At 65.5% G+C, this 20,439-nt stretch carries 17 protein-coding genes; 11 read left to right on the top strand and 6 right to left on the bottom strand.

What is annotated here, in order from left to right:
- Positions 1-189: 189 nt before the first annotated feature.
- Positions 190-1,638 carry a magnesium transporter gene (gene mgtE, locus JI743_RS02710; RefSeq protein ID WP_201925688.1) on the bottom strand — a complete coding sequence of 483 codons (1,449 nt, stop codon included), beginning with the start codon at positions 1,636-1,638 and terminating at the stop codon, positions 190-192.
- Between the two features lie 158 nt (positions 1,639-1,796).
- Here mgtE and JI743_RS02705 point away from each other — a divergent pair, with 158 nt between their 5' ends.
- Positions 1,797-2,246: a peptidylprolyl isomerase gene (locus tag JI743_RS02705; RefSeq protein ID WP_201925686.1), complete on the top strand. Its 450-nt coding sequence runs from the start codon at positions 1,797-1,799 to the stop codon at positions 2,244-2,246.
- A gap of 82 nt (positions 2,247-2,328) precedes the next feature.
- On the opposite strand, the gene JI743_RS02700 is transcribed toward JI743_RS02705, so the two are convergent.
- Positions 2,329-3,465 (bottom strand): NAD(P)H-dependent flavin oxidoreductase, encoded by a 1,137-nt coding sequence (locus tag JI743_RS02700; RefSeq protein ID WP_201925685.1) that lies wholly within the window; start codon positions 3,463-3,465, stop codon positions 2,329-2,331.
- A gap of 104 nt (positions 3,466-3,569) precedes the next feature.
- On the opposite strand from JI743_RS02700, the gene nadC reads away from it, so the two are divergent.
- From nadC to JI743_RS02650, 10 genes are all read left to right on the top strand, one after another.
- Positions 3,570-4,418, top strand: coding sequence for a carboxylating nicotinate-nucleotide diphosphorylase (gene nadC / locus JI743_RS02695; protein ID WP_201925683.1), 849 nt, complete (start codon positions 3,570-3,572; stop codon positions 4,416-4,418).
- Positions 4,419-4,515: 97 nt separating this feature from the next.
- Positions 4,516-5,217 carry a ribonuclease T2 family protein gene (locus JI743_RS02690; protein WP_330901889.1) on the top strand — a complete coding sequence of 234 codons (702 nt, stop codon included), beginning with the start codon at positions 4,516-4,518 and terminating at the stop codon, positions 5,215-5,217.
- Between the two features lie 95 nt (positions 5,218-5,312).
- Complete coding sequence (locus tag JI743_RS02685) at positions 5,313-5,540, top strand: hypothetical protein (RefSeq protein ID WP_201925679.1); 228 nt, start codon at positions 5,313-5,315, stop codon at positions 5,538-5,540.
- A 1,080-nt stretch (positions 5,541-6,620) separates the two neighbouring features.
- Positions 6,621-7,100, top strand: a complete 480-nt coding sequence (locus JI743_RS02680) for a hypothetical protein (protein ID WP_201925676.1) — start codon at positions 6,621-6,623, stop codon at positions 7,098-7,100.
- A 615-nt stretch (positions 7,101-7,715) separates the two neighbouring features.
- Positions 7,716-8,966, top strand: a complete 1,251-nt coding sequence (locus JI743_RS02675) for a lipoprotein-releasing ABC transporter permease subunit (protein WP_201925674.1) — start codon at positions 7,716-7,718, stop codon at positions 8,964-8,966.
- Entirely contained in the window at positions 8,959-9,636 is a 678-nt protein-coding gene (locus JI743_RS02670; protein WP_201925672.1) for an ABC transporter ATP-binding protein, read from the top strand. Before JI743_RS02675 ends, JI743_RS02670 begins: the two co-directional genes overlap by 8 nt.
- 30 nt (positions 9,637-9,666) lie before the next feature.
- Entirely contained in the window at positions 9,667-10,212 is a 546-nt protein-coding gene (locus JI743_RS02665; protein WP_201925670.1) for a hypothetical protein, read from the top strand.
- Position 10,213: 1 nt separating this feature from the next.
- Positions 10,214-10,690: a glutathione peroxidase gene (locus JI743_RS02660; RefSeq protein ID WP_201925668.1), complete on the top strand. Its 477-nt coding sequence runs from the start codon at positions 10,214-10,216 to the stop codon at positions 10,688-10,690.
- A 158-nt stretch (positions 10,691-10,848) separates the two neighbouring features.
- A complete protein-coding gene (dnaE, locus tag JI743_RS02655) occupies positions 10,849-14,340 on the top strand; it encodes a DNA polymerase III subunit alpha (protein WP_201925666.1) in 3,492 nt (1,163 codons plus the stop codon).
- Positions 14,341-14,439: 99 nt separating this feature from the next.
- A complete protein-coding gene (locus JI743_RS02650; RefSeq protein ID WP_201925664.1) occupies positions 14,440-16,044 on the top strand; it encodes a long-chain fatty acid--CoA ligase in 1,605 nt (534 codons plus the stop codon).
- Between the two features lie 43 nt (positions 16,045-16,087).
- Here the strand turns inward: JI743_RS02650 and JI743_RS02645 are convergent, their stop codons facing one another.
- From JI743_RS02645 to JI743_RS02630, 4 genes are all read right to left on the bottom strand, one after another.
- Positions 16,088-17,182: a PA0069 family radical SAM protein gene (locus JI743_RS02645; RefSeq protein ID WP_201925662.1), complete on the bottom strand. Its 1,095-nt coding sequence runs from the start codon at positions 17,180-17,182 to the stop codon at positions 16,088-16,090.
- 153 nt (positions 17,183-17,335) lie between these two features.
- Entirely contained in the window at positions 17,336-17,860 is a 525-nt protein-coding gene (gene moaB, locus JI743_RS02640; protein WP_201925660.1) for a molybdenum cofactor biosynthesis protein B, read from the bottom strand.
- Positions 17,850-19,601 (bottom strand): lytic transglycosylase domain-containing protein, encoded by a 1,752-nt coding sequence (locus JI743_RS02635; RefSeq protein WP_438870676.1) that lies wholly within the window; start codon positions 19,599-19,601, stop codon positions 17,850-17,852. Before JI743_RS02635 ends, moaB begins: the two co-directional genes overlap by 11 nt.
- 6 nt (positions 19,602-19,607) lie before the next feature.
- Positions 19,608-20,399 (bottom strand): uracil-DNA glycosylase family protein, encoded by a 792-nt coding sequence (locus tag JI743_RS02630; protein ID WP_201925656.1) that lies wholly within the window; start codon positions 20,397-20,399, stop codon positions 19,608-19,610.
- Between the last annotated feature and the right edge of the window lie 40 nt (positions 20,400-20,439).

Here is a 20,439-nt window from a genome sequence, read left to right as displayed (position 1 = left end):
CCGGCACGCTTCGAGGGGGGGGAGGGAATGCGAGCCGGGCCAATGTTGCTGAGCAGCGCTGCGGGGGGGCGATGATCGCTGCTCGGACGGGAAACGAACAGCGCGCGCGAAAAGTTCCCGAAAAAAATGGCCGCGATGCACTTTTTTCCCCTCCCTGCAACTAGCGTCCTGAATACAGTGGATTAGAGTTCATAAACTGGTCAGGCCGCTCGCGACGGCAAGTCCCAAAAAGGCCAGAAAACCCATCGAATCGGTCGTCATCGTGACAAAGATCGAGCTGGCGACAGCGGGGTCCTGGTCGAGCCGGTCGAGCAGTAACGGGATCGCTACCCCCGACACGCCCGCGACAAAGATATTCACGATCATTGCCGCCGCGATAACCCCGCCAAGGGCCGGGTTTCCGAACCACAACGCGGTCGCGGTTCCGGCGATCGCAGCGATCGTGCTGCCATTGAGCAGCGCAATCTTCATCTCGCGGAATACCGCGCGCCAACTGTTCGAATCAGTGAGTTGGTTCATTGCGAGCGCGCGCACGGTGACGGCGAGCGTCTGCGTTCCGGCGTTGCCCCCGACGCCGGCGACGATCGGCATCAAAGCGGCGAGCGCGACCATCTGTTCGATCGCGCCGCCGAAAAAGCCGACGATCGACGAAGCGACGAGCGCGGTGCCGAGATTTGCCACCAGCCAGCGGACGCGCGCGCCATAGGTCTCGCGTATCGGCTCGTTGATGTCGCCGTCGCCCGCGCCCGACAGGCGCAAAATATCCTCACCCGCCTCTTCCTGGATGATGTGGACGATATCGTCGACGGTGATCATCCCGACCAGCCGCCCCGCCTTGTCGACGACCGCCGCAGAAATCAGCGCATATTTCTGAAAGCGCAGCGCGACCTCTTCCTGGTCCATGTCGACGGGGATCAGCGTCTGTTCGCGGCGCATCACGTCGCTGATCGCGATGTCGCGCGGTGTGCGGAGTATCCAGCTCAGCTGGCAGGTGCCGACCGGGCGGACGAGCGGATCGACGACGAATATTTCCCAGAAATCGGTGGTGAGGTCGCCGTCTTCGCGCAGGCGGTCGATGACGTCGCCGACCGTGACATGCTCGGGCACCGCGACGAATTCGCGCTGCATCAGGCGTCCCGCGGTCTCCTCGGGAAAAGAAAGCGCGTCCTCGATCGCGGCGCGATCCTCGGGCTCCATCGCGCGCAGCACTGCCTGCTGCTCGTCGGCTTCCATATCCTCGATGATCGCGACGGCATCGTCGGTATCGAGTTCGGAGGCGAGTTCGGCGACCTGTTCGGGCGCGAGAAGGTCGATCAGTTCCTCGCGGACATAATCGTTCATCTCGGCGAGCACTTCGGCCGAGAGCATGTCGCCAAGGACGCCGGCGAGCATCGGTCGCTCGTCGCTGCGCGCCAGTTCGAACAGGTCGGCGATGTCGGCAGGGTGCAGGCGTCCGACGCGTTCGCGCGCTGCCTCCGCCTCGCCGCTTTCGGCCAAGTCGATGACGTCCCGCACGAACTCCGGCTTCAACCGATCATCTTCGTCGAGTTCGCCCGTCGCTTCGGCAGGGGGCGCATCGCGGTCGCGCTCGTCGAGCGCGACATCTTCGAGGGGGCGGGAATCTTCGCGTTCGTCCATCGCGCGGTCCTCCCATCTCTCTGCGGCGTCGACGATTTTCCCTAGTCGTCCGCCCCTCGATTGGCAACGCTGCGCTGTCCGAGTGGGCAATTTAAGGGTGGCATCGGCGGCGTCCGCCGCTATGGCACCCGCAAATTCCCAAAATGCAGGAGACTACAATGTCCGACCCGACTCTTACGCTTTCGCTTTCGACCGGCGACGTCGTCATCAAGCTGCGCCCCGACCTCGCGCCCAAGCATGTCGAGCGCATCACGCAGCTGGCGAGCGAGGGATTTTACGACGGCGTGGTTTTTCACCGCGTGATCCCCGGTTTCATGGCGCAGGGCGGCGACCCGACGGGCACCGGCATGGGCGGCAGCAAGCTTCCCGACCTGCCCGCCGAATTCAACAGCGAGCCGCACGTCCGCGGCGTCTGCTCGATGGCACGCGCGCAGAACCCGAACAGCGCGAACAGCCAGTTCTTCATCTGCTTCGAGGACGCGCGCTTTCTCGATAACCAGTACACCGTCTGGGGCGAAGTGATCGAAGGCATGGACAATGTCGACGCGCTGCCCAAGGGCGAGCCGCCGCGCGAGCCCGGCAAGATCGTCAAGGCGACTGTATCGTAATCAGGCGTCGCCCCCGCGAAGGCGGGGGCCGCCATCAGCCGCTCAAATCGCCAGCGGCCCCCGCTTTCGCGGGGACGACGCACTATCCGCCCACAAACCCGTTCAGCCGCTCGCAGGCGGCGATCCAGTCTTCCTTGAATGCCTGGACGACCTGTCCCGCGCTCATCGGTTCGTTCATCAGGCCGACGCCCTGACCGACCCAATAGGTGGCGAGTTGCTTCGCGCCCTCGTGGCCGCCCTCCGCCAGCTTGTCGACCTTGCGCAGTGCCGGTTCGCTGACGAGCGACTGGAGTGGCATTGGGAGCGGCTTCGGCGCATCCTCTGCCTCCCAGGCATCGGTCCAAGGCGAGCGGAGCTGGCGCGATGGTTTGCCGGTGCGGCTTTTCGAGCGGATCGTGTCGCGCGACGAGGCGGCGAGCATCTTTTCCTTCACGACCGGGTTGGTTTCGGCCTCTGCGGTCGTCAGCCAGACCGATCCGCACCAGGCGCCGTGCGCTCCCATCGCCATCGCCGCCGCCATCTGGCGTCCCGTGACGATTCCGCCTGCGGCCAGGATCGGCGTCGATGCGCCGACCGCCTCGACCGCTTCCGCGACTTCGGGGACGAGCACCATCGTCGCGACCTCGCCGCAATGGCCGCCCGCTTCGCCGCCCGCCACGACGAGGATGTCGACTCCCGCGCGGACCTGCGCGAGCGCGTGGTCGCGCGTGCCGACAAGCGCGGCGACAGGGACACCGTGCCGCTTGCCGAGGTCGAGCATCAGTGGCGGCGGAACGCCGAGCGCGTTGGCGATGAGCTTGATCGGGTGGCGGAAGGCGACTTCGAGCAATGCCGCCGCGCCTTCGTCGGTCATATTATCGCCGAGCGCTTGTCGCGCCGCCGTCGCATCGTCCGTTCCCACAGCATCGACATCGAAACGCGCGAGCAGACCGGCGGCGAAATCGCGGTGGGTCGCGGGGATCTCGGGGCGCGCCCTGCCGCCCGCCTCGCCCTTGCCGGCAAAGCTGTTCGGCACGATCAGGTCGACGCCATAGGGTTTGCCGCCGATATGGGCGTCGATCCACGCCAGTTCTTCCTCGAGCCGCTCGGGCGGCAGCGCGGCGGCGCCGAACACGCCCATGCCGCCGGCTTTCGACACGGCGACGACGACGTCGCGGCAGTGCGAGAAGGCGAGGAGGGGGAATTCGATGTCGAGCATCGCGCAGATGGGGGATTGCATGGGCTTCTCCGATGTTGGCGAAAGTGCCGCGTGGCGTGCATGACAGCGCTGGTTTACGTAAACGTCAAGTTGATTTGCGGCGGCCAGCCTTTATCGCGGGGGCCATGACCGCATTCACGCTTCCGGGTTTCGACCTCCACGCCTTCGTTCGCGCCACTTTGGCCGAGGACCTGGGGAGCGGGGGCGATATTACGTCGATGGCGGTGATTCCCGCCGACGCGCGCTTCGAGGGGGTGATGGACAGCCGCGATGCGATCATCGTCGCGGGGCTGCCCGTCGCCGAAGCCTTCTTTCGCGCGCTCGATCCTGCCATCGAGATCGAAATCCTGGCCGAAGAGGGCGCCGCCGTCGCCGCGGGCACCGACCTGATGCGCCTGTCGGGCAAGGCGCGCGCGATGCTCACCGCCGAGCGCTCGGCGCTCAACACGGTCCAGCACCTTTCGGGAATCGCGACGATGACGCGCGCCTATGTCGACGCGCTCGCGGGCACGGGCGCGACGCTGCTCGACACGCGCAAGACGATCCCCGGGCTTCGCGTCCTCGAAAAATATGCGACGCGGACGGGCGGCGCGACGAACCATCGCATGGGGCTGTGGGACGCGGCGATGATCAAGGACAATCATGTCGCGGTCGCGGGGTCGGTCGAAGAAGCGGTGCGCCGCGCTGTCGCCGCGAAAATCGACGATATCATCGTCGAGGTCGACCGCATCGACCAGGTCGAACCGGCGCTGACGGCAGGCGCGACGCACCTGCTGCTCGACAATATGACGCCAGCGCAGCTTCGCGAATGCGTCGCGCTGGTCGGCGGCCGCGTCCCGACCGAGGCGTCGGGCGGGGTGACGCTCGACACCATCGGCGCGATCGGCGCCGCGGGCGTGACCTATGTGTCGGTCGGACGGCTCACCCAGTCGGCGCCCGCAGCCGACATCGGGCTCGACTTTGCGCTGGCCTAGCCTTCTTTGCGTTGCCCGCGCGAAGGCGGGAGGCGCTGGAAGCGTCACACAAGACCTGTTGCGGCCCGCGCCTGCGCGGGGGCGACGGTTCGGGGTGGTGGCGCTGACGCTGCTCGCGCTCGCGCCCGCGACCGCGCTGGCGCAGGCGCCCGCCTGCACGATCCCCGACCGCATATCGGTGCCGCGCATGGAGCAGCCGCGCCGCGGCGAGCCGGTGCGGAAGCCGCCGGTGACCGGCTATCTGCTCGCGATGAGCTGGTCGCCGCAACATTGCGCCGGGGTCCGCAATCCCAAGGGCGCGCGCGACCGATTCCAATGTTCGGGCGAGAATGGAAAATTCGGTTGGGTGCTCCACGGCCTTTGGCCCGAAAGCGACACAAGGGATTATCCGCAATGGTGCCGCCCGGCGCGGATCGTTCCGCAACCCGTGCTGCGGCGGCATTTGTGCATGACGCCGTCGGTGCAACTGCTCCAGCACGAATGGGCGAAGCACGGCACCTGCATGAGCCCGAACCCCGCCGCCTATTTCCGCGCCGCGCAGATATTGTACCGCGCGGTGCGCTTTCCCGACATGACGGCGCTCGCCAGCCACCCGCAGACCGCGGGCCGCATCCGTACCGCTTTCGCAAAGGTCAATCCCGGCATATCGGAACCGATGATCGCGGTGACGGTCGACCGCGAAGGCTGGTTGAAGGAGGTCCGCCTGTGCCTCGGCGCACGGATGCGGCCGCAGCGGTGCAAGCCCTTCCAGGCGGGGGCGCACGATTCGCGCCGCGTCCGAATCCGGCCGCTGCGTTAGCAAGACCGTTCGATGCTGTGCCGCGACGGGACAGGGCGCGCGTTAACGATCTTTTAACCTTATCGACTCGTTAGCATCGGTTTAGCCTCCGGCGCATGAACTCGGACGACATCATCGATATTCGCGGGCGCATCCGGGCCCATGGAGCGCGGCAACTGACGCTCGCGCGCCTTGCGGCCCCGACGGATTGGGAAAGCGAGTTGCGCCTGGCGCTGCAGGAGCAGCGCGTGCGCCCGTCGATATTTGCCCAGGGCAGCGACCTTCGCCTGTTTGCCGAAAGCTTTGCGATCTTCTTTACCGCGGCGATGCTGTTTTTGCTCTGACGCCGGGGTCTGGGTGCTTGTTGCCCGTCCGTTCGCGTCACCCTGAACCTGTTTCGAGGAACATGGCCTGCCTTGTCCTTCGACGCCGCACTGAGCGAGAGTTCAGGCCATGGATGCTGAAACAAGTTCAGCATTGCGAGCGTCTGGTAGCGACCGGTTGCGGACGTTCGATCCTCCCTGTGCCGCAGGCATGGGGAGGGGGACCGCCGCCGCAGGCGGTGGTGGAGGGGCGGCGGCGTTGCGTTATTGCCCCTCCGTCAGCGCTGCGCGCTGCCACCTCCCCATCGCTGCGCGACAGGGAGGATTGAGGGCCGCTGGCGAGCGATCGCGATCCTTTATTTCATCGTCATCCCGGACTTGATCCGGGATCCATAGCCGCCCCCTCGTCGTGGATCCCGGATCAAGTCCGGGATGACGAAACCAAGTGGGCAAGTCCGCTTTCCACCCCGTTTTCCCCATTCGCTCCCGATCTGGTCGCAATGACGTGAATCGGTCGATTCCGGTCATTGAAGCCAGGTTGGCCGCAAATGGCAGCTAGCGACCAATTGCGGACGTTAAGCCCTTCGGCGTCGAACTATTTCAAACAGCAGCACAAGCAGCATGGGTCCGAGCAACTCGACCGCAATACTCATATAGCTCATTCTGACGTAGCTTGGCCCAAGCTCCTTCAAAATAGCGGGACCAACGTATGGGTCGGAAAGCTCCAGGTGCATCGCCCACGCAGATAACGCTGCGAAGGGAACCACGAGTAGTCCGAGACGTGGCCGCAACATTTCCAATAGGAGTGCTACCACGTTGACGCTGAGCGCCCAAGCCCACATTCCGCCGACTGACGGCTCCTTGTCGGCGACTTCGGCCAACGCAGGAGAAGCAATCGACAGTGCAGCCAAGCCCACAATTAACCGGTGAAGCACATGTTTACTCCCGAGCGTTTCCCTGACCCATGGAGAAAAATCCCTAATGGGCCGTGTCCGCTTCCCACCCCATTCCCGTCGTTCGCCAACGATCTGGAGCGAATCTCTGGAAACGACCAGTTGCGGACGTTCGCCTTTTAATCGATAAGTCTAGGGCGATCGAAATATGGGGGTAAGCGAAATGCAGCGCACGTTAGCCGCACACCTCGCAAGCCAGAGCAATTTGGAAGTGGTCTCGTTTCAGCACTTTGACTGTCTTTTATTCGAACGCGGCGAAACTTGGAAAATGTTCTTGCCACGTTCGAAGCGGTTGCTTGGGGGAACAACGCAAGAGCGGTTGGTCATCGGCGATTTACTAGCGATCTTCGAGAAAGACCTTCAGCGCCTTCGCCCACCTTCAACGAGATTTAAATTTGTAGACTTCGCGACAAGCATACCAATCGCGAACTTTCCGTCGATCACTGCCTCTTCGGTGATAATTGAGGGTGTCGTCGATCCCGATTTTTTCAGGAAAATTCGTTTTCTTCTGAATGGGTTGCCTGACGGAATATCCGAATGGACCGCAACATTCGGCGAAGATTTTTTAACTCGTTCGCCGATTGATCGATGCGTTGATACAGTTAAGTACCTGAGGTCCCAGCGCTGAGTTCAGACGTCGGCTCCCCACCCCATATCGGCCGTTCACTGCGGATCTGGGGGTAATGGCTGCAAACGACCGATTGCGGCCGTTTAAGCCCCTCCCCTTCAGGGGAGGGGTTGGGGTGGGGGCTATCGACCTTGCGCAAGGCCGATGGCCCCCACCCGCTGCGACTAGCGAACAAGTTCGCAAGTCTCGCTGCCCTCCCCTGAAGGGGAGGGCCTATGGTCATGCTAACGCCCGCTCCCACCCCAAAGCCGTCATTGCGATGCTTTGCGCCAGAATCACAACGCCCGGGCTTCGCTTTCGCAAAACCCGGGCGCCTGTGACGAACACTCGCCATCCCCCTTGTGCGCAGGCCGGCGAAGGACCTGCACTCCCTGGAGCCGGGCCTTTGGGCCGCGTTGAACCAGAAGCGTTTGGCTAGGCAATGGAGGGCGCCTTGTCACCCTCTGGCAAGCAGTTGGCGCGCGGTTTTGCCCAGCCCTGTGGCCGATTGGCAACAGATGTTGCGATTCGCTCGCAACATCGGCGTGCATCGCGGCTTATTGCCAGCGGCGCGGCCGCTCCCTAAAGCACCGGCATGACCGCAACGTCCGTTGCGCCTGAAAGGCCGGCCGCCGCATGATCCTGCGATCCTATGAGCGCACTATCTTCAAACGCTATATGCTCCCCCAACGCGGCGAAGGTTTCATCTTCGTCGCCGCGGCGTTCAGCTTTGTCGCGGTGACGCTGGGCGTTGCGGCGCTCGTCATCGTGATGAGCGTGATGAACGGCGTGCGCGCCGATCTGTTCGACAAGATCGTCGGGCTGAACGGCCATGCGGTCGTTCAGGGCTTTGGCGGGCGGCTGGACGACTGGCGCGACGTGCTGAAAGAGGCGGAGGCGACGCCCGAGGTGGTGTCGGCGACGCCCTTGATCGAGCAGCCCCTGCTCACGACCTTTTCGGGGCGCGTCGAAGGCATTTTGCTGCGCGGGATGACGGTCGAGGATATTCGCCGCAACGACGTGCTGGGGGGCAAGGTCTTGCAGGGCAACCTGCGTTCGCTGACGCCGGGGTCGGGGAATGTCGCGATCGGGTCCGAACTGGCGCGCAACCTGGGCGCGACGGTCGGGTCGAACATCACGATCATCAATCCCGCCGGACGTTCGACGCCCTTTGGCACGGTGCCGCGCGAGATCAGCTATCGCGTGTCGGCGGTGTTCGAGATCGGCGTCTATGATTTCGACAAGCTCTATGTCGTGATGCCGATGGAGGATGCACAGCTCCTCCTCCTGATCGGCGACACGGTGGGGATGATCGAGGTCAAGACGGCCGATCCCGACCGCGTCGGCGAAATATTGCAGCCGCTCGCCGAAAAGGTCGCGGCGCAGGCGGTGGTTTCGGACTGGCGGCAGATGAACAGCAGCCTGTTCGAGGCGCTGGCGATCGAGCGCGTCGCGATGTTCGTCATCCTGTCGCTGATCATCCTTGTCGCTTCGTTCAACATCGTCTCTTCGCTGATCATGCTGGTGCGCGCGAAGATGCGCGACATTGCGATCCTGCGGACGATGGGCGCGACGCGCGATTCGGTGATGCGCGTCTTTATCGCGATCGGCCTGTCGATCGGCGTCGCGGGGACCGCGATGGGGCTGCTCATCGGGTTCGGGCTGTTGTCGATCCGCCAGAATGTCGTGCGGTCGATGGAGTGGATCACCGGCCAGCCGCTATGGGACCCCTCTATCCGCTTTCTGACCGAACTGCCGTCGAAGCCCGATCCGTTCGAGATTATCGGCATTTCGGTGATGGTCATCCTCTTCAGTTTCATCGCGACGCTCTATCCGGCGTTCAAGGCGGCGAATACCGACCCCGTGCAGGTGCTGCGTTATGAGTGATCTGGCGCTCGAACTGGTCGGCCTGAAGCGCAGCTTTGTGCAGGGCGAGGTGACGATCGACGTGCTGCGCGGCGTCGACGCGGCGCTGAAGCGCGGCGAGATTGTCGCGCTGCTCGGTCCGTCGGGGTCGGGCAAGTCGACGATGTTGCAGGCGGTCGGGCTGCTCGAAGGCGGCTTCGAAGGCGTGATCCGCATCGACGGCGAGGATGTGACGCGCATCGACCAGGGCAACCGGACGAAGACGCGGCGCGAGAAGATCGGCTTTGTCTATCAGTTCCACCATCTGCTTCCCGACTTCAACGCCATCGAGAATGTCGTGCTGCCGCAGCTGATCCGTGGCGCGCCGCAGGCCGAGGCCGAGGAGCGCGCGGCCGACCTGCTCGCCCGGCTGGGGCTTGCCGAAAGGCTGCACCACAAGCCGAGCAAGCTGTCGGGCGGCGAGCAGCAGCGCGTCGCCGTCGCGCGTGCGCTGGCGAACCGGCCGCTGCTCGTCCTCGCCGACGAGCCGACGGGCAATCTGGACGAGGCGACCGCCGACCGCGTGTTCGACCAGTTCATGAAGCTGGTGCGCGATCATGGATCGGCAGCGCTCGTCGCGACGCACAACGAACGGCTCGCGGCGCGGATGGACCGCGTGCTGCGCTTGCACGAGGGGCGCATAGAGGCCTAGGCTGCAACCTCCGGGGCGAAGGGGGTGCATATGCGTAATCGACATTATCGCGCGCTCGCCGTCGCGGCGCTGATCTGGCCTGCCGCCGCGACGGCGCAAACGCCGCCGACACCGCCGCCGCCCGCCTGCACGAGCGCCGAACACCGCGCGTTCGATTTCTGGGTCGGCGAGTGGGACGTCTTTCCGAACGGCAGCGACACGCAGGTCGCGACGAGCAGCATCGAGGCGATGTTCGGCGGCTGCGCGATCCGCGAGACCTGGAAACCACGGTCGGGCGGGGGCGGCGGGTCGTTCAGCCTTTACGACCGCGAGCGCCGCCAATGGCGGCAGGCGTGGGTCGACAGTTCGGGAACGCGCGTCGATTTCGACGGCGGGGTCGCGGACGGCAAGATGGTGCTGACCGGACTGTGGCCGAACGTCGTGGGGCAGGGGCAGGATGCGCTGATCCGCATGACCTATTCGCGCGCGGACGACGGGTCGGTGCGCCAGCATGGCGAGCGGTCGACCGACCACGGGCTGACATGGGCGACGAGTTTCGATTTCATCTACAGACAACGAACATCCGGGGAGAAATGAGATGAGCCTTTATGATTTTTCGGCGCCGCTGCCGGGCGGGGGGGCGCAGTCGCTCGCCGATTATCGCGGCAAGGTGCTGCTGATCGTCAACACCGCGTCGAAATGCGGTTTCACGCCGCAATATGAGGGGCTCGAGGAAATCTATCGCGACTACAAGGACCGGGGGTTCGAGATACTGGCTTTCCCGTGCAACCAGTTCGGCGCGCAGGAACCGGGCGATGCGGACGAGATCGCGAATTTTTGCACGCTGACCTATGACGTGACCTTTCCGGTGATGGCGAAAATCGACGTCAACGGATCGGACGCCGACCCGATCTTCAAGCATCTGAAACAGGAAAAGGGCGGGCTGCTGGGAAGCGGGATCAAGTGGAATTTCACCAAATTCCTGGTCGACCGCGACGGCAAGGTCGTGTCGCGCCACGCGCCGACGACCAAGCCCGAACATTTGCGCAAGGAGATCGAGGCGCTGCTGGGGTAGATTCTGTTCCTCGTCATTGCGAGCGCAGCGAAGCAATCTCCAGCCTTGGTCCGACGAGGGTATGGGCTGGAGATTGCTTCGTCGCTGCGCTCCTCGCAATGACGAATTTGTGAAACGTGGCGGTGGTCGAATCACGAGAGCGGCGTTAGCGTCCCGTCATGGCCTACAGCCCCTTTGTCCCCCTGCGCGTCTTTTCCAGTTACACGATGCTCGAAGGGGCGATCGACCCCAAGGCGGTTGCCAAGGCGGCGCGCGAGCGGGGATTTCCCGCGGTGGCGGTCGCCGACCGCAACGGGCTGTACGGCGTCATGGCCTTTGGCGACGCGTGCACCGCGGCGGGGGTGCAGCCGATCGTCGGCGCGCTGCTCAGCGTCGCGCGGCCGGGACAGCGGCTCGCGAGCGGGGCGCCGCTGATCGACTGGATCGCGCTCTATGCGCAGGACGACACCGGATACGACAATCTGTGCGCGCTGGTGTCGGCGGCGCACCTCGGGCGACCGATCGAGCATGACCCGCATGTCGCGCTCGCCGACATGGCCGGACGCACCGACGGGCTGATCTGTTTGACCGGCGGCGGCGAGGGCGCGCTCGCGCGGCTGCTCGCCGACGGGCAGAAGACCGCGGCGGACGATTATGTCGAGCGGCTCGAGGCGCTGTTCGCGGGCCGGCTCTACATCGAACTGTCGCGGCGCGGCGACGCGGTGGAAAAGGCGGCCGAGGATGCGCTGATCGACATGGCCTATGCGCGCGCGCTGCCGCTCGTCGCGACCAATCCGGCCAATTTCGTCGAACCGCAATTCCATCCCGCGCACGACGCGATGCTGTGCATCGCGCAGTCGGCCTATGTCGAAAGCGAGGACCGGCGCGTGTCGAGCCCCGAGGCGTGGCTGAAGCCCGCCGAGGCGATGGAGGACGCCTTTTCGGACCTGCCCGAGGCGATCCGCAACACGCTCGTCGTCGCGCAGCGCTGCGCCTTCATGGCGCCGAAGCGCAAGCCGATCCTGCCGAGCCTCGCGGGCGACCGCGAGGGCGAGGCGGCGCAATTGAAGGCCGACGCGCATGCCGGGCTGGCGGCGCGGCTGGCGCTCTATCCCGAGCTGACGGACGAGGAGCGGCAGGCCTATGTCGAGCGGCTCGATTTCGAGGTCGACGTCATCACGCAAATGGGGTTTCCCGGTTACTTCCTGATCGTTGCCGACTTCATCAAATGGGCGAAGGCGCACGACATTCCGGTGGGACCGGGGCGCGGGTCGGGCGCGGGGAGCGTCGTCGCGTGGGCGCTGACGATCACCGACCTCGACCCGTTGAAACTGGGCCTGCTGTTCGAACGCTTCCTGAACCCCGAGCGCGTGTCGATGCCCGACTTCGACATCGACTTCTGCGAAACGCGGCGCGGCGAGGTGATCCGCTATGTGCAGGAGAAATATGGCCGCGATACCGTCGCGCAGATCATCACCTTCGGGAAGCTGAAGGCGCGCGCGGTGCTCAAGGACACGGGGCGCGTGCTCCAGATGAGCTATGGCCAGGTCGACCGGCTCGCGAAGCTCGTGCCGAACCACCCGACCGACCCCTGGACGCTCGAACGCGCGCTGAACGGCGTGTCCGAGCTGATGACCGAATATAAGCAGGACGACGGCGTGCGGCGGCTGTTCGACATGGCGCGGCAGCTGGAAGGCCTGCCGCGGCACAGTTCGACGCACGCGGCGGGGGTGGTGATCGGCGACCGGCCGCTCGACCAGCTCGTCCCGCTCTATCGCGACCCGCGCTCGGACATGCCGGTGACGCAGTTCGACATGAAATATGTCGAGACCGCGGGGCTGGTGAAGTTCGACTTCCTCGGCCTCAAGACGCTGTCGGTGCTCAAGGAAGCGCGGCGGCTGCTCGCGCTGCGCGGGATCGACGTCGACCTCGACACGCTCGGCTGGGACGATCCCGGCGTGTACGAGCTGCTCCAGCGCGGCGACACGGTCGGGGTGTTCCAGCTCGAATCCGAGGGGATGCGGCGCACGCTGTCGGCGGTGAAGCCGACCAATTTCGGCGACATCGTCGCGCTCGTCGCGCTCTATCGTCCGGGACCGATGGACAATATCCCGCTGTTCGGCGCGCGCAAGAACGGGCGCGAGCCGATCGCCTATCCGCACCCGCTGCTCGAAGGCATCCTCGCCGAAACCTATGGCATTTTCGTCTATCAGGAACAGGTGATGCAGGCCGCGCAGATATTGGCGGGCTACAGCCTCGGCGGCGCCGACCTGCTCCGCCGCGCGATGGGCAAGAAGATCCAGGCCGAAATGGACGCGCAGCGCGAAACCTTTGTCGCGGGCTGCGCCGAGCATAACCAGATCGACGCCAAGACCGCGAACGAGCTGTTCGACTTGATCGACAAGTTCGCGGGCTATGGCTTCAACAAGAGCCATGCCGCGGCCTATGCGCTGCTGTCGTACCAGACAGCGTGGCTGAAAGCGCATTATCCGCACGAATTTTTCGCCGCGTCGATGTCGTTCGACAATCATCAGACCGACAAATTGTCGGTGTTCATCGACGATATGCGGCGGCTCGACATCGCGGTTGCGCCGCCGTCGGTGAACGAGAGCGAGGCCGATTTCTCGGTCAGCCGGACCGAGGAGGGACTGGCGGTGCGTTATGCGCTCGGCGCGCTGAAAGGCGTCGGCGAAAAGGCGATGGAGGCGCTCGTCGCCGAGCGGCAGGCGCGCGGCGATTTCGCGAGCCTCGACGATTTTGCGGGGCGGATCGATCCGAAAATGCTCAACCGACGGCAAATCGAGGCGCTGGCAGCGGCCGGGGCGTTCGACTCTATCGAGCCCGACCGCCCGCGCGCCTTCGCCGGCGCCGAGGCGCTGCTCGCCTGCGCCAGCAGTTCGGCGCACGAACGCTCGACGGGGCAGGGCGGGCTGTTCGGTGGCGAGGTCGATCTGGCTCCCGTCCTCCAGCTTCCCTCTGCCGAGCCGTGGACGCTCGCCGAACGGATGACGCGCGAAAAGGAAGCGTTCGGTTTCTATTTCTCGGCGCACCCGGTCGAGCAATATCAGGCGATCCTCGCGGCGCGCGGCGCGCGCAGCTATGGAGACATTTGCGACAATGTCGAAATGACGCCGGGAACGCGCGTCCCGATGGTGATGGCGGCCATGGTCGAAAGCGCGCGTGCGCGTGTGTCGCAGCGCGGCAACCGCTTCCTCAACCTGACGCTGTCCGACCGCAGCGGGCAGTTCCAGTCGAGCTGTTTCGACGAAGCGGCGGGCAAGACGCTCGAGGCGCTGGCGGCCGACGGCGGCTGCGCGCTGCTGTCGGTCGAGCTCGACCTGCTCGAAGGCGAAGAGACGCCGCGCGTGACGGTACGCGGGGCGCAGTCGCTGGCCGATATTGCCGCGACCGCGGCGCTCGAGCTGACCTGCCGTGTCGAACTCGCCGAGGCGGTAAACGATATCGCGCGGCTGCTCGAACGCCGCGACGACGCCCGCGGGCGCGTCGTGATGATCACCCCGGACCCCGATACGGGCGACGAGATTCGTATCGATCTGGGGCGCGGCTTCGCGCTCGGCCCCGATCTGGTTTCACGGCTGGAAAGCGTCGCGGGGATCACGGACCCCGCGCTCGCACTCGTTGCGCCACGCGATTTCCGGGTGCGCGGCTAGAACGGTCGAGCCTGCCCCACGCGGCCGCCGCATAACGCCCCTTGCCACATCTCCTTCGGCGCTCCTATCCTTGGTCAAAACAAGGAAGAGGATGTCATAATGGGAATGCAGGGCCAGCCGCTGCTCGTCACGAGCCTGATCGACCACGCCGCGCGCGAACATGGCGAGCGCGAGATCGTTACCCGCTGGGCTGACGGCAGTCTGACGCGAACCAACTGGGGCGAGGTCGGCGTCGAAGCGCGCCGCTTTTCGGCCGCGATGCTCAAGCTGGGGATGAAGAAGGGCGACCGGATCGCGACGCTCGCGATGAATCATGCGCATCATCTCGTCAGCTGGTACGGGGTGGCCGGGATTGGCGGCGTCCTCCACACGGTCAATCCGCGGCTGTTCGACGAGCAGCTCGTCTATATCTGCAACCATGCCGAGGATCGCGTGCTGCTGTTCGACGCGGCCTTTCTGCCGATCGTCGAGCGGCTGCGCGACCAGCTCACGACGATCGAGCATTTCATCCTGTTCGACGCGCCGGCGCGCGAGGGCTATCTCTCCTACCGCGACCTGGTCGATGCCGAAGACGGCAGTTTCGAATGGGCGGAACTGGGCGAACGCGATCCGGTCGGGCTTTGTTATACCAGCGGCACCACCGGCAATCCGAAGGGGGTGCTCTATGAGCATCGCTCGAACGTCATCCATGCGGTGACCGAGGTGCAGCCCGACGCGTTCGACCTGTCGGCGCGGTCGGTGATCCTGCCGATCGTGCCGATGTTCCATGCGAATAGCTGGGGCATTCCCTATGCCGCGGCGGTCGTCGGGGCGAAGCTTGTCTTTTCGGCGACCAACGACGCGCAGGTGCTGTGCGACCTGATGCACGAGGAGGGGGTCACGCACAGCGCGGGGGTCCCGACCGTGTGGATCGCGATGTTCGCGCATATGGATGCGACGGGGATGGACTATGGCGCGCTGCGTCACGTCATCATCGGCGGATCGGCGGCGCCGCGCGCGATGATCGAGCGTTTCATGAAGGCGGGGGTCTATGTCGGCCACGCGTGGGGGATGACCGAGACGAGCCCGATCGGGACGATGGGCAAGCGTCCGTGGAACTGGGACGCGCTGGGTTTCGACGAACAGGTCGACATCATCTGCCGCCAGGGCTGCCCGCCGTTCGGGGTCGAACTGCGCATCGTCGACGACGAAGGAAATGTGCTGCCGCGCGACGGCGAGACGAGCGGGCGATTGCAGTGCCGCGGACCGTGGATCATCCAGCGCTATTTCAAGGCCGACACCGACGCCGCCGACGCCGACGGATGGTTCGACACGGGCGACGTGTCGGTCCTCCACCCCGACGGCGTCATGCAGATCACCGACCGTGCGAAGGACGTCATCAAATCGGGCGGCGAGTGGATCAGCTCGATCGAACTCGAAAATGCGGCGGTCGGCGCGCCGGGGGTGCAGGAGGCGGCTGCGGTCGGCGTCTATCACCCGAAATGGGACGAGCGCCCGATATTGCTGATCGTCCGCAAGCCGGGCGCGGAGACGAGCGAGGCGGCGATCCTCGACTATCTGAAGGACAAGGTGGCCAAATGGTGGCTGCCCGACGAAATCGTCTTTGTCGATGAGCTTCCGCACACCGCGACGGGCAAGATTTTGAAACGCCAGATCCGCGACGAGTATAAGGATTACAAGCTGAAGTCGCTGGCGGAGGCGTGAGCTCCCCGCCTTGGCGGGGGCGACGACTCTTAGGGTCCTGACGCTAGAACAACTCCATCTGCCCGTCGCGTTCGGGCGGGCGGAAGAGGTCGCTGCGGATCGGCGGGAAGCTTTTGTCGAGGCCATGTTCGCGCGCGGCGCGCTTGACGCGGGTACGGATGAGCTGCGCCCAGACGCCGCGCCCCTTCATCCGCGAAAAGAAGTCGGGGTCGTTGTCGCGGCCGCCGCGAATGTCCTGCACCATGTGCATCACCTTGTCGGCGCGGTCGGGATAATGCGCGTCGAGCCAGGCGCGGAACAGCGGCGCGACCTCGTGCGGCAGGCGCAGCAGGATATAGGAAGCGCGGATCGCACCCGCGCTTGCGGCGGCGGCCACGATCGCCTCTATCTCGTGATCGGTGATCGCGGGAATGATCGGCGAGATGTTGACCTGCGTCGGAATGCCCGCGTCGACAAGCGCGCGGATCGCGGCGAGGCGCCGCCGCGGGTGCGGTGCGCGCGGTTCGAGGGTGCGTGCGATTTTGGGATCGAGCGTCGTCACCGAAATCGCGACGCCGACCAGATTGTCGCGCGCCATGTCGGCGAGCAGGTCGAGGTCGCGGAGCAGGCGGTCGGACTTGGTCGTGATGAGCAGCGGGTGGCGCGTTTCGGCGAGCACCTCGATCACCGACCGCGTGACGCCCCATTCGCGCTCGATCGGTTGGTACCCGTCGGTGTTGGTGCCGATGGCGAGGGGGGCTGGATCGTAATTCTTCTTCGCGAGTTCGGCGCGCAGCAGCTTTGCAGCGTCGGGTTTGGCAAAGAGACGGCTTTCGAAATCGAGCCCCGGCGACAGGTCGTGAAAGGCATGCGTCGGACGCGCGTAGCAATAGACGCAGCCATGTTCGCAGCCACGATAGGGGTTGATCGAGCGGTCGAAGCCGATGTCGGGCGACGTGTTGCGCGCGATGATCGTCCTGGGATGTTCGGCGGTGACGGTCGTGCGCAGCGGCGGCGGCGCGCCGTCGATGTCGAGCGCGAGGTCGAGCCAGTCGCCATCGGCCTCGCGCGCGAGCGAGCCGGTGCGCGTCGGGCGCAAATTGGTGGGGGCGCCGCGACCGGAAATGGGGGGCAGGGGCTTGGCTTGTTCCACCCGCATAATGTAGCGAGCCAGTGAGAACAAATAAAGAACAAATCGAGGTTCGGATGCAACCCGGTGCCTTCGTCATGCCGGACTTGATCCGGCATCCATTCCTTTCGCGTTGCTGGACCCCGGATCAAGTCCGGGGTGACGAACAGGAAGGGAGCGCGACTATTCGGTCAGGCGCGGCATCAGTTCGACGAAATTGCACGGGCGGTAGCGGCTGTCGAGCTGGGTCGCCAATATGCCCTCCCACGCGTCCTTGACGGCGCCGGTCGATCCGGGGAGCGCGAAGATATAGGTGCCGCGCGCGACGATCGCGCAGGCGCGCGACTGGATCGTCGAGGTACCGATCTTCTGATAGCTGAGCCAGCGGAACAACTCGCCAAAGCCCGGTATGTCCTTGCCGTCGAGGCGGTGCAGCGCCTCGGGCGTGACGTCGCGGCCGGTCAGGCCGGTGCCGCCGGTGGTGATGACGACGTCGACCTCTGGATCGTCGATCCAATTGTGGAGGCGCGATACGATCAGGTCGGCCTCGTCCTTGATGATCGCGCGCGCGGCAAGAATGTGCCCCGCCTCGGCCAGCAATTGTTCGAGCGTGTCGCCCGAGCGGTCGTCGGCTGCGCTGCGGCTGTCCGAGATGGTGAGAAGCGCGATGCGGACCGGCTTGAACGGCCGGCTGTCGTCAATCGGCATTGCTGCCGCCCGCCCAGCTCAGCCGCGTGCGATCCTTGCCATCGGGAAAGCGCGGCCATTTGCCCTGCGCGAGCGCGGCGCGGCTGTCCGAGGGCTTGCCCTGCTGCGCCTCGTACATCCAGTAATTGCGCAGCACGATGCCGACATAGCCGCGCGTTTCCCAATAGGGGATCGATTCGATGTAGAGCAGCGGGTCGCCATTGTCGCGAATCTCGCTCTGCCAGCGCGCGACGGGCGCGGGGCCGGCGTTGTACGCGGCGATGACCTTTGGCAGCAGACCTCCGGTCGCCGGTTCGCGGCTGAGATATTGCAAATAGCGCTGACCGAGTTCCATATTGACCGCGGGCGTCTTGAGATCGCCGAGCGCGGCGACCGCGCCTTCCCAGCGCACGATGTCGCGTGCGGTGCCGGGACGCACCTGCATCAGCCCGGTCGCTCCGGCCGAGCTGACCGCCGCGCGGCGGAAGCTCGATTCCTGAAGCGTATGGGCGAATACGAGTGCGGGGTCGACCCGCCAGCCGCCGGCCGGTTCCCAATTGGGCTGCGGATAGCGTGCAGCGGCGGCGAGCTTGCGTCCCTGCGGTGTGTTGTGCGCGAGATAGAGCTGGGTTTCGGGGAGGTTCAGCGCACCGGCGATACCGAGTATCTGTTCGTGATGCTCGGCGCGCCCGATGCGCGCCTGGTGGCGCAGCGTCTCGTCGGCATATTTGTCCTCGCCGATTTCAGCGAGCGCGATGGCGATGCGGATGTTCGGAAGGTCGTCGAGCGCGCGCCACGCGCGGCGGTCGGGGCGCACATTCTGTTGCTGGTGCTGCACCGGCTGGCCGAGCGTTTCGGCGGCGAGGAGACCGTAAAGCGTTTCCTCATTCGCCGCCGCGGCGCGCAGGCGCGGCTGGACGAGCGCGGGCTGTCCCGCCGCCATCGCCGCGCGGCTCGCCCAGAAATGGGCGGCGGCGCGCAGTTCGCTGTCGGGCGCATCGCGCGCGACGCGGTCGAAGGCGGTCAGTGCGGTGCGATAATCGCCGAGCCGCCACGATGCGAGTCCCTGGACCCATGCGCCATGAGCCGCCCAGGCGCCGCCGTTGCCGACGCAATCGGTCGCAAGACGCAGCGCGTTGGCGTCGTCATTCTCGATATAATAGGACCAGGCGACCTTTTGCGTCCATTCGGCGCGCGATTCGGGCGACAATTTGTCGATGACCGCGTTGAGCAATGCTTCGGCGCCGGCCGGATCGTCATTCTTGATACGTTCCGGGATGCTGCTCGCAAGGCCCGCGGCGAAGGGGTCATAGACGCTTTCGGCGCCGATGCGGCGCGGTGCGCTTCCCGCCCAGCTCAGCCGCATTTGCGGCGGCAACGACGGTATGTCGGTCGCGCCGCGCTTTGCAGCGAGGCGGCCGAGCTGCGCCGCCTGCGGCAGGTCGGGCGCGCGCGACAGGATCGGCATGATGTCGGCGACCTCGGCGCGCGGGCTGTTCGCCGCGACGAGCAGTTCGGCGCGCAGGAAATTGTCGAGCGGGCCCTTGTCCTCGGCAAGCAGCGCCTTGGCATCGACCCAGCGCTGGCCGCGAATGGCCGCGACGACATCGCGATAATGCTGTTTCTGCTTTGCCGACAAGATTTCGGGCACGGTTTGCGGCGCGATGACAAGATCGCGTTCGCCCGCGTCGACCGCCCGCGCGGGCGCGGCGTTTGCTGCGGCAAGGATTGCGCAGGAAAGGAAAAGGCTGGTCCGTTTCATCATCGGTCAACGTCCCTGGTTGAACAGTTTCAGGCTGTCCCATGCCGCGGCCTTCTGAACGGGCCGCGCGAGGAGCAGGGCGGGGTGGGCGACCGCCACTGCTTCCACTCTTCCGCCATCTTGGTTAATTTCGAGTAACTTTCCGCGCGTATCGGCAAGCTCCAGCTTTGCCGCCATCCGCGTGACCTCTGTCCCCACGAGCAACAGCCGCTGCGGTCGGGCGAGGCGCAAATGGTGCCACAGCAACCGGTCGAGGTCGGGCATGACGCCGGTGTCGCATCGGCCGCCCGGAGGACGGGTGACGGCGAGGCTGGCGAGATAGCAATCGGCGCGGGCCATGCCGATCGCCCGCAACATCGCATCGAGCAGGCCGCCGGCTGCGCCCGCAAAGAGCGTCCCGTCGCGCTGGTCGTCGACTTCGGGCCAGGCGGTGAGAACCATCAGCGCGGCGCCCGCTTCGCCCTGGGGGAGCACGCGGCGCGCGTCCCATTGGCTGCCCGGTACATCGGGATGCTCGGCAAGCCAGCGCGAGAAGGCCTCCCACTCGGCGGGAATGTCGACCGGACCAGCGGGCTTGGCAGGCGCAGCTTCGGCCTGGCGTTGCAGCGCGGCGGGAAGCGGCGGCGGCGCGGCCTCGGCCGCCGGTTCGCGGGTTTGCTTGCGCGCCGAATCGTTCGCGGGAAGGGGGACGGCATCGAGCCAGCCCGCCGGCGTTTCGCCGACGAGCGCGTCCAGACCGGCGAGCGACCACCAGTCGTGATAGCTTTCCGCCGCGCGCAAAAGGTTTCGCCCACCCATGAATTGATTCAAACAGGCTGTTGACGGACGCGTCAATTGG

Origin of the sequence: Sphingopyxis jiangsuensis, assembly GCF_016734905.1 — a bacterium.
GTDB classification, from domain to species: Bacteria; Pseudomonadota; Alphaproteobacteria; order Sphingomonadales; family Sphingomonadaceae; genus Sphingopyxis; species Sphingopyxis jiangsuensis.
The sequence above is the reverse complement of the archived record's forward strand: the minus strand, read 5'-3'. Positions and strand labels throughout refer to the sequence as shown.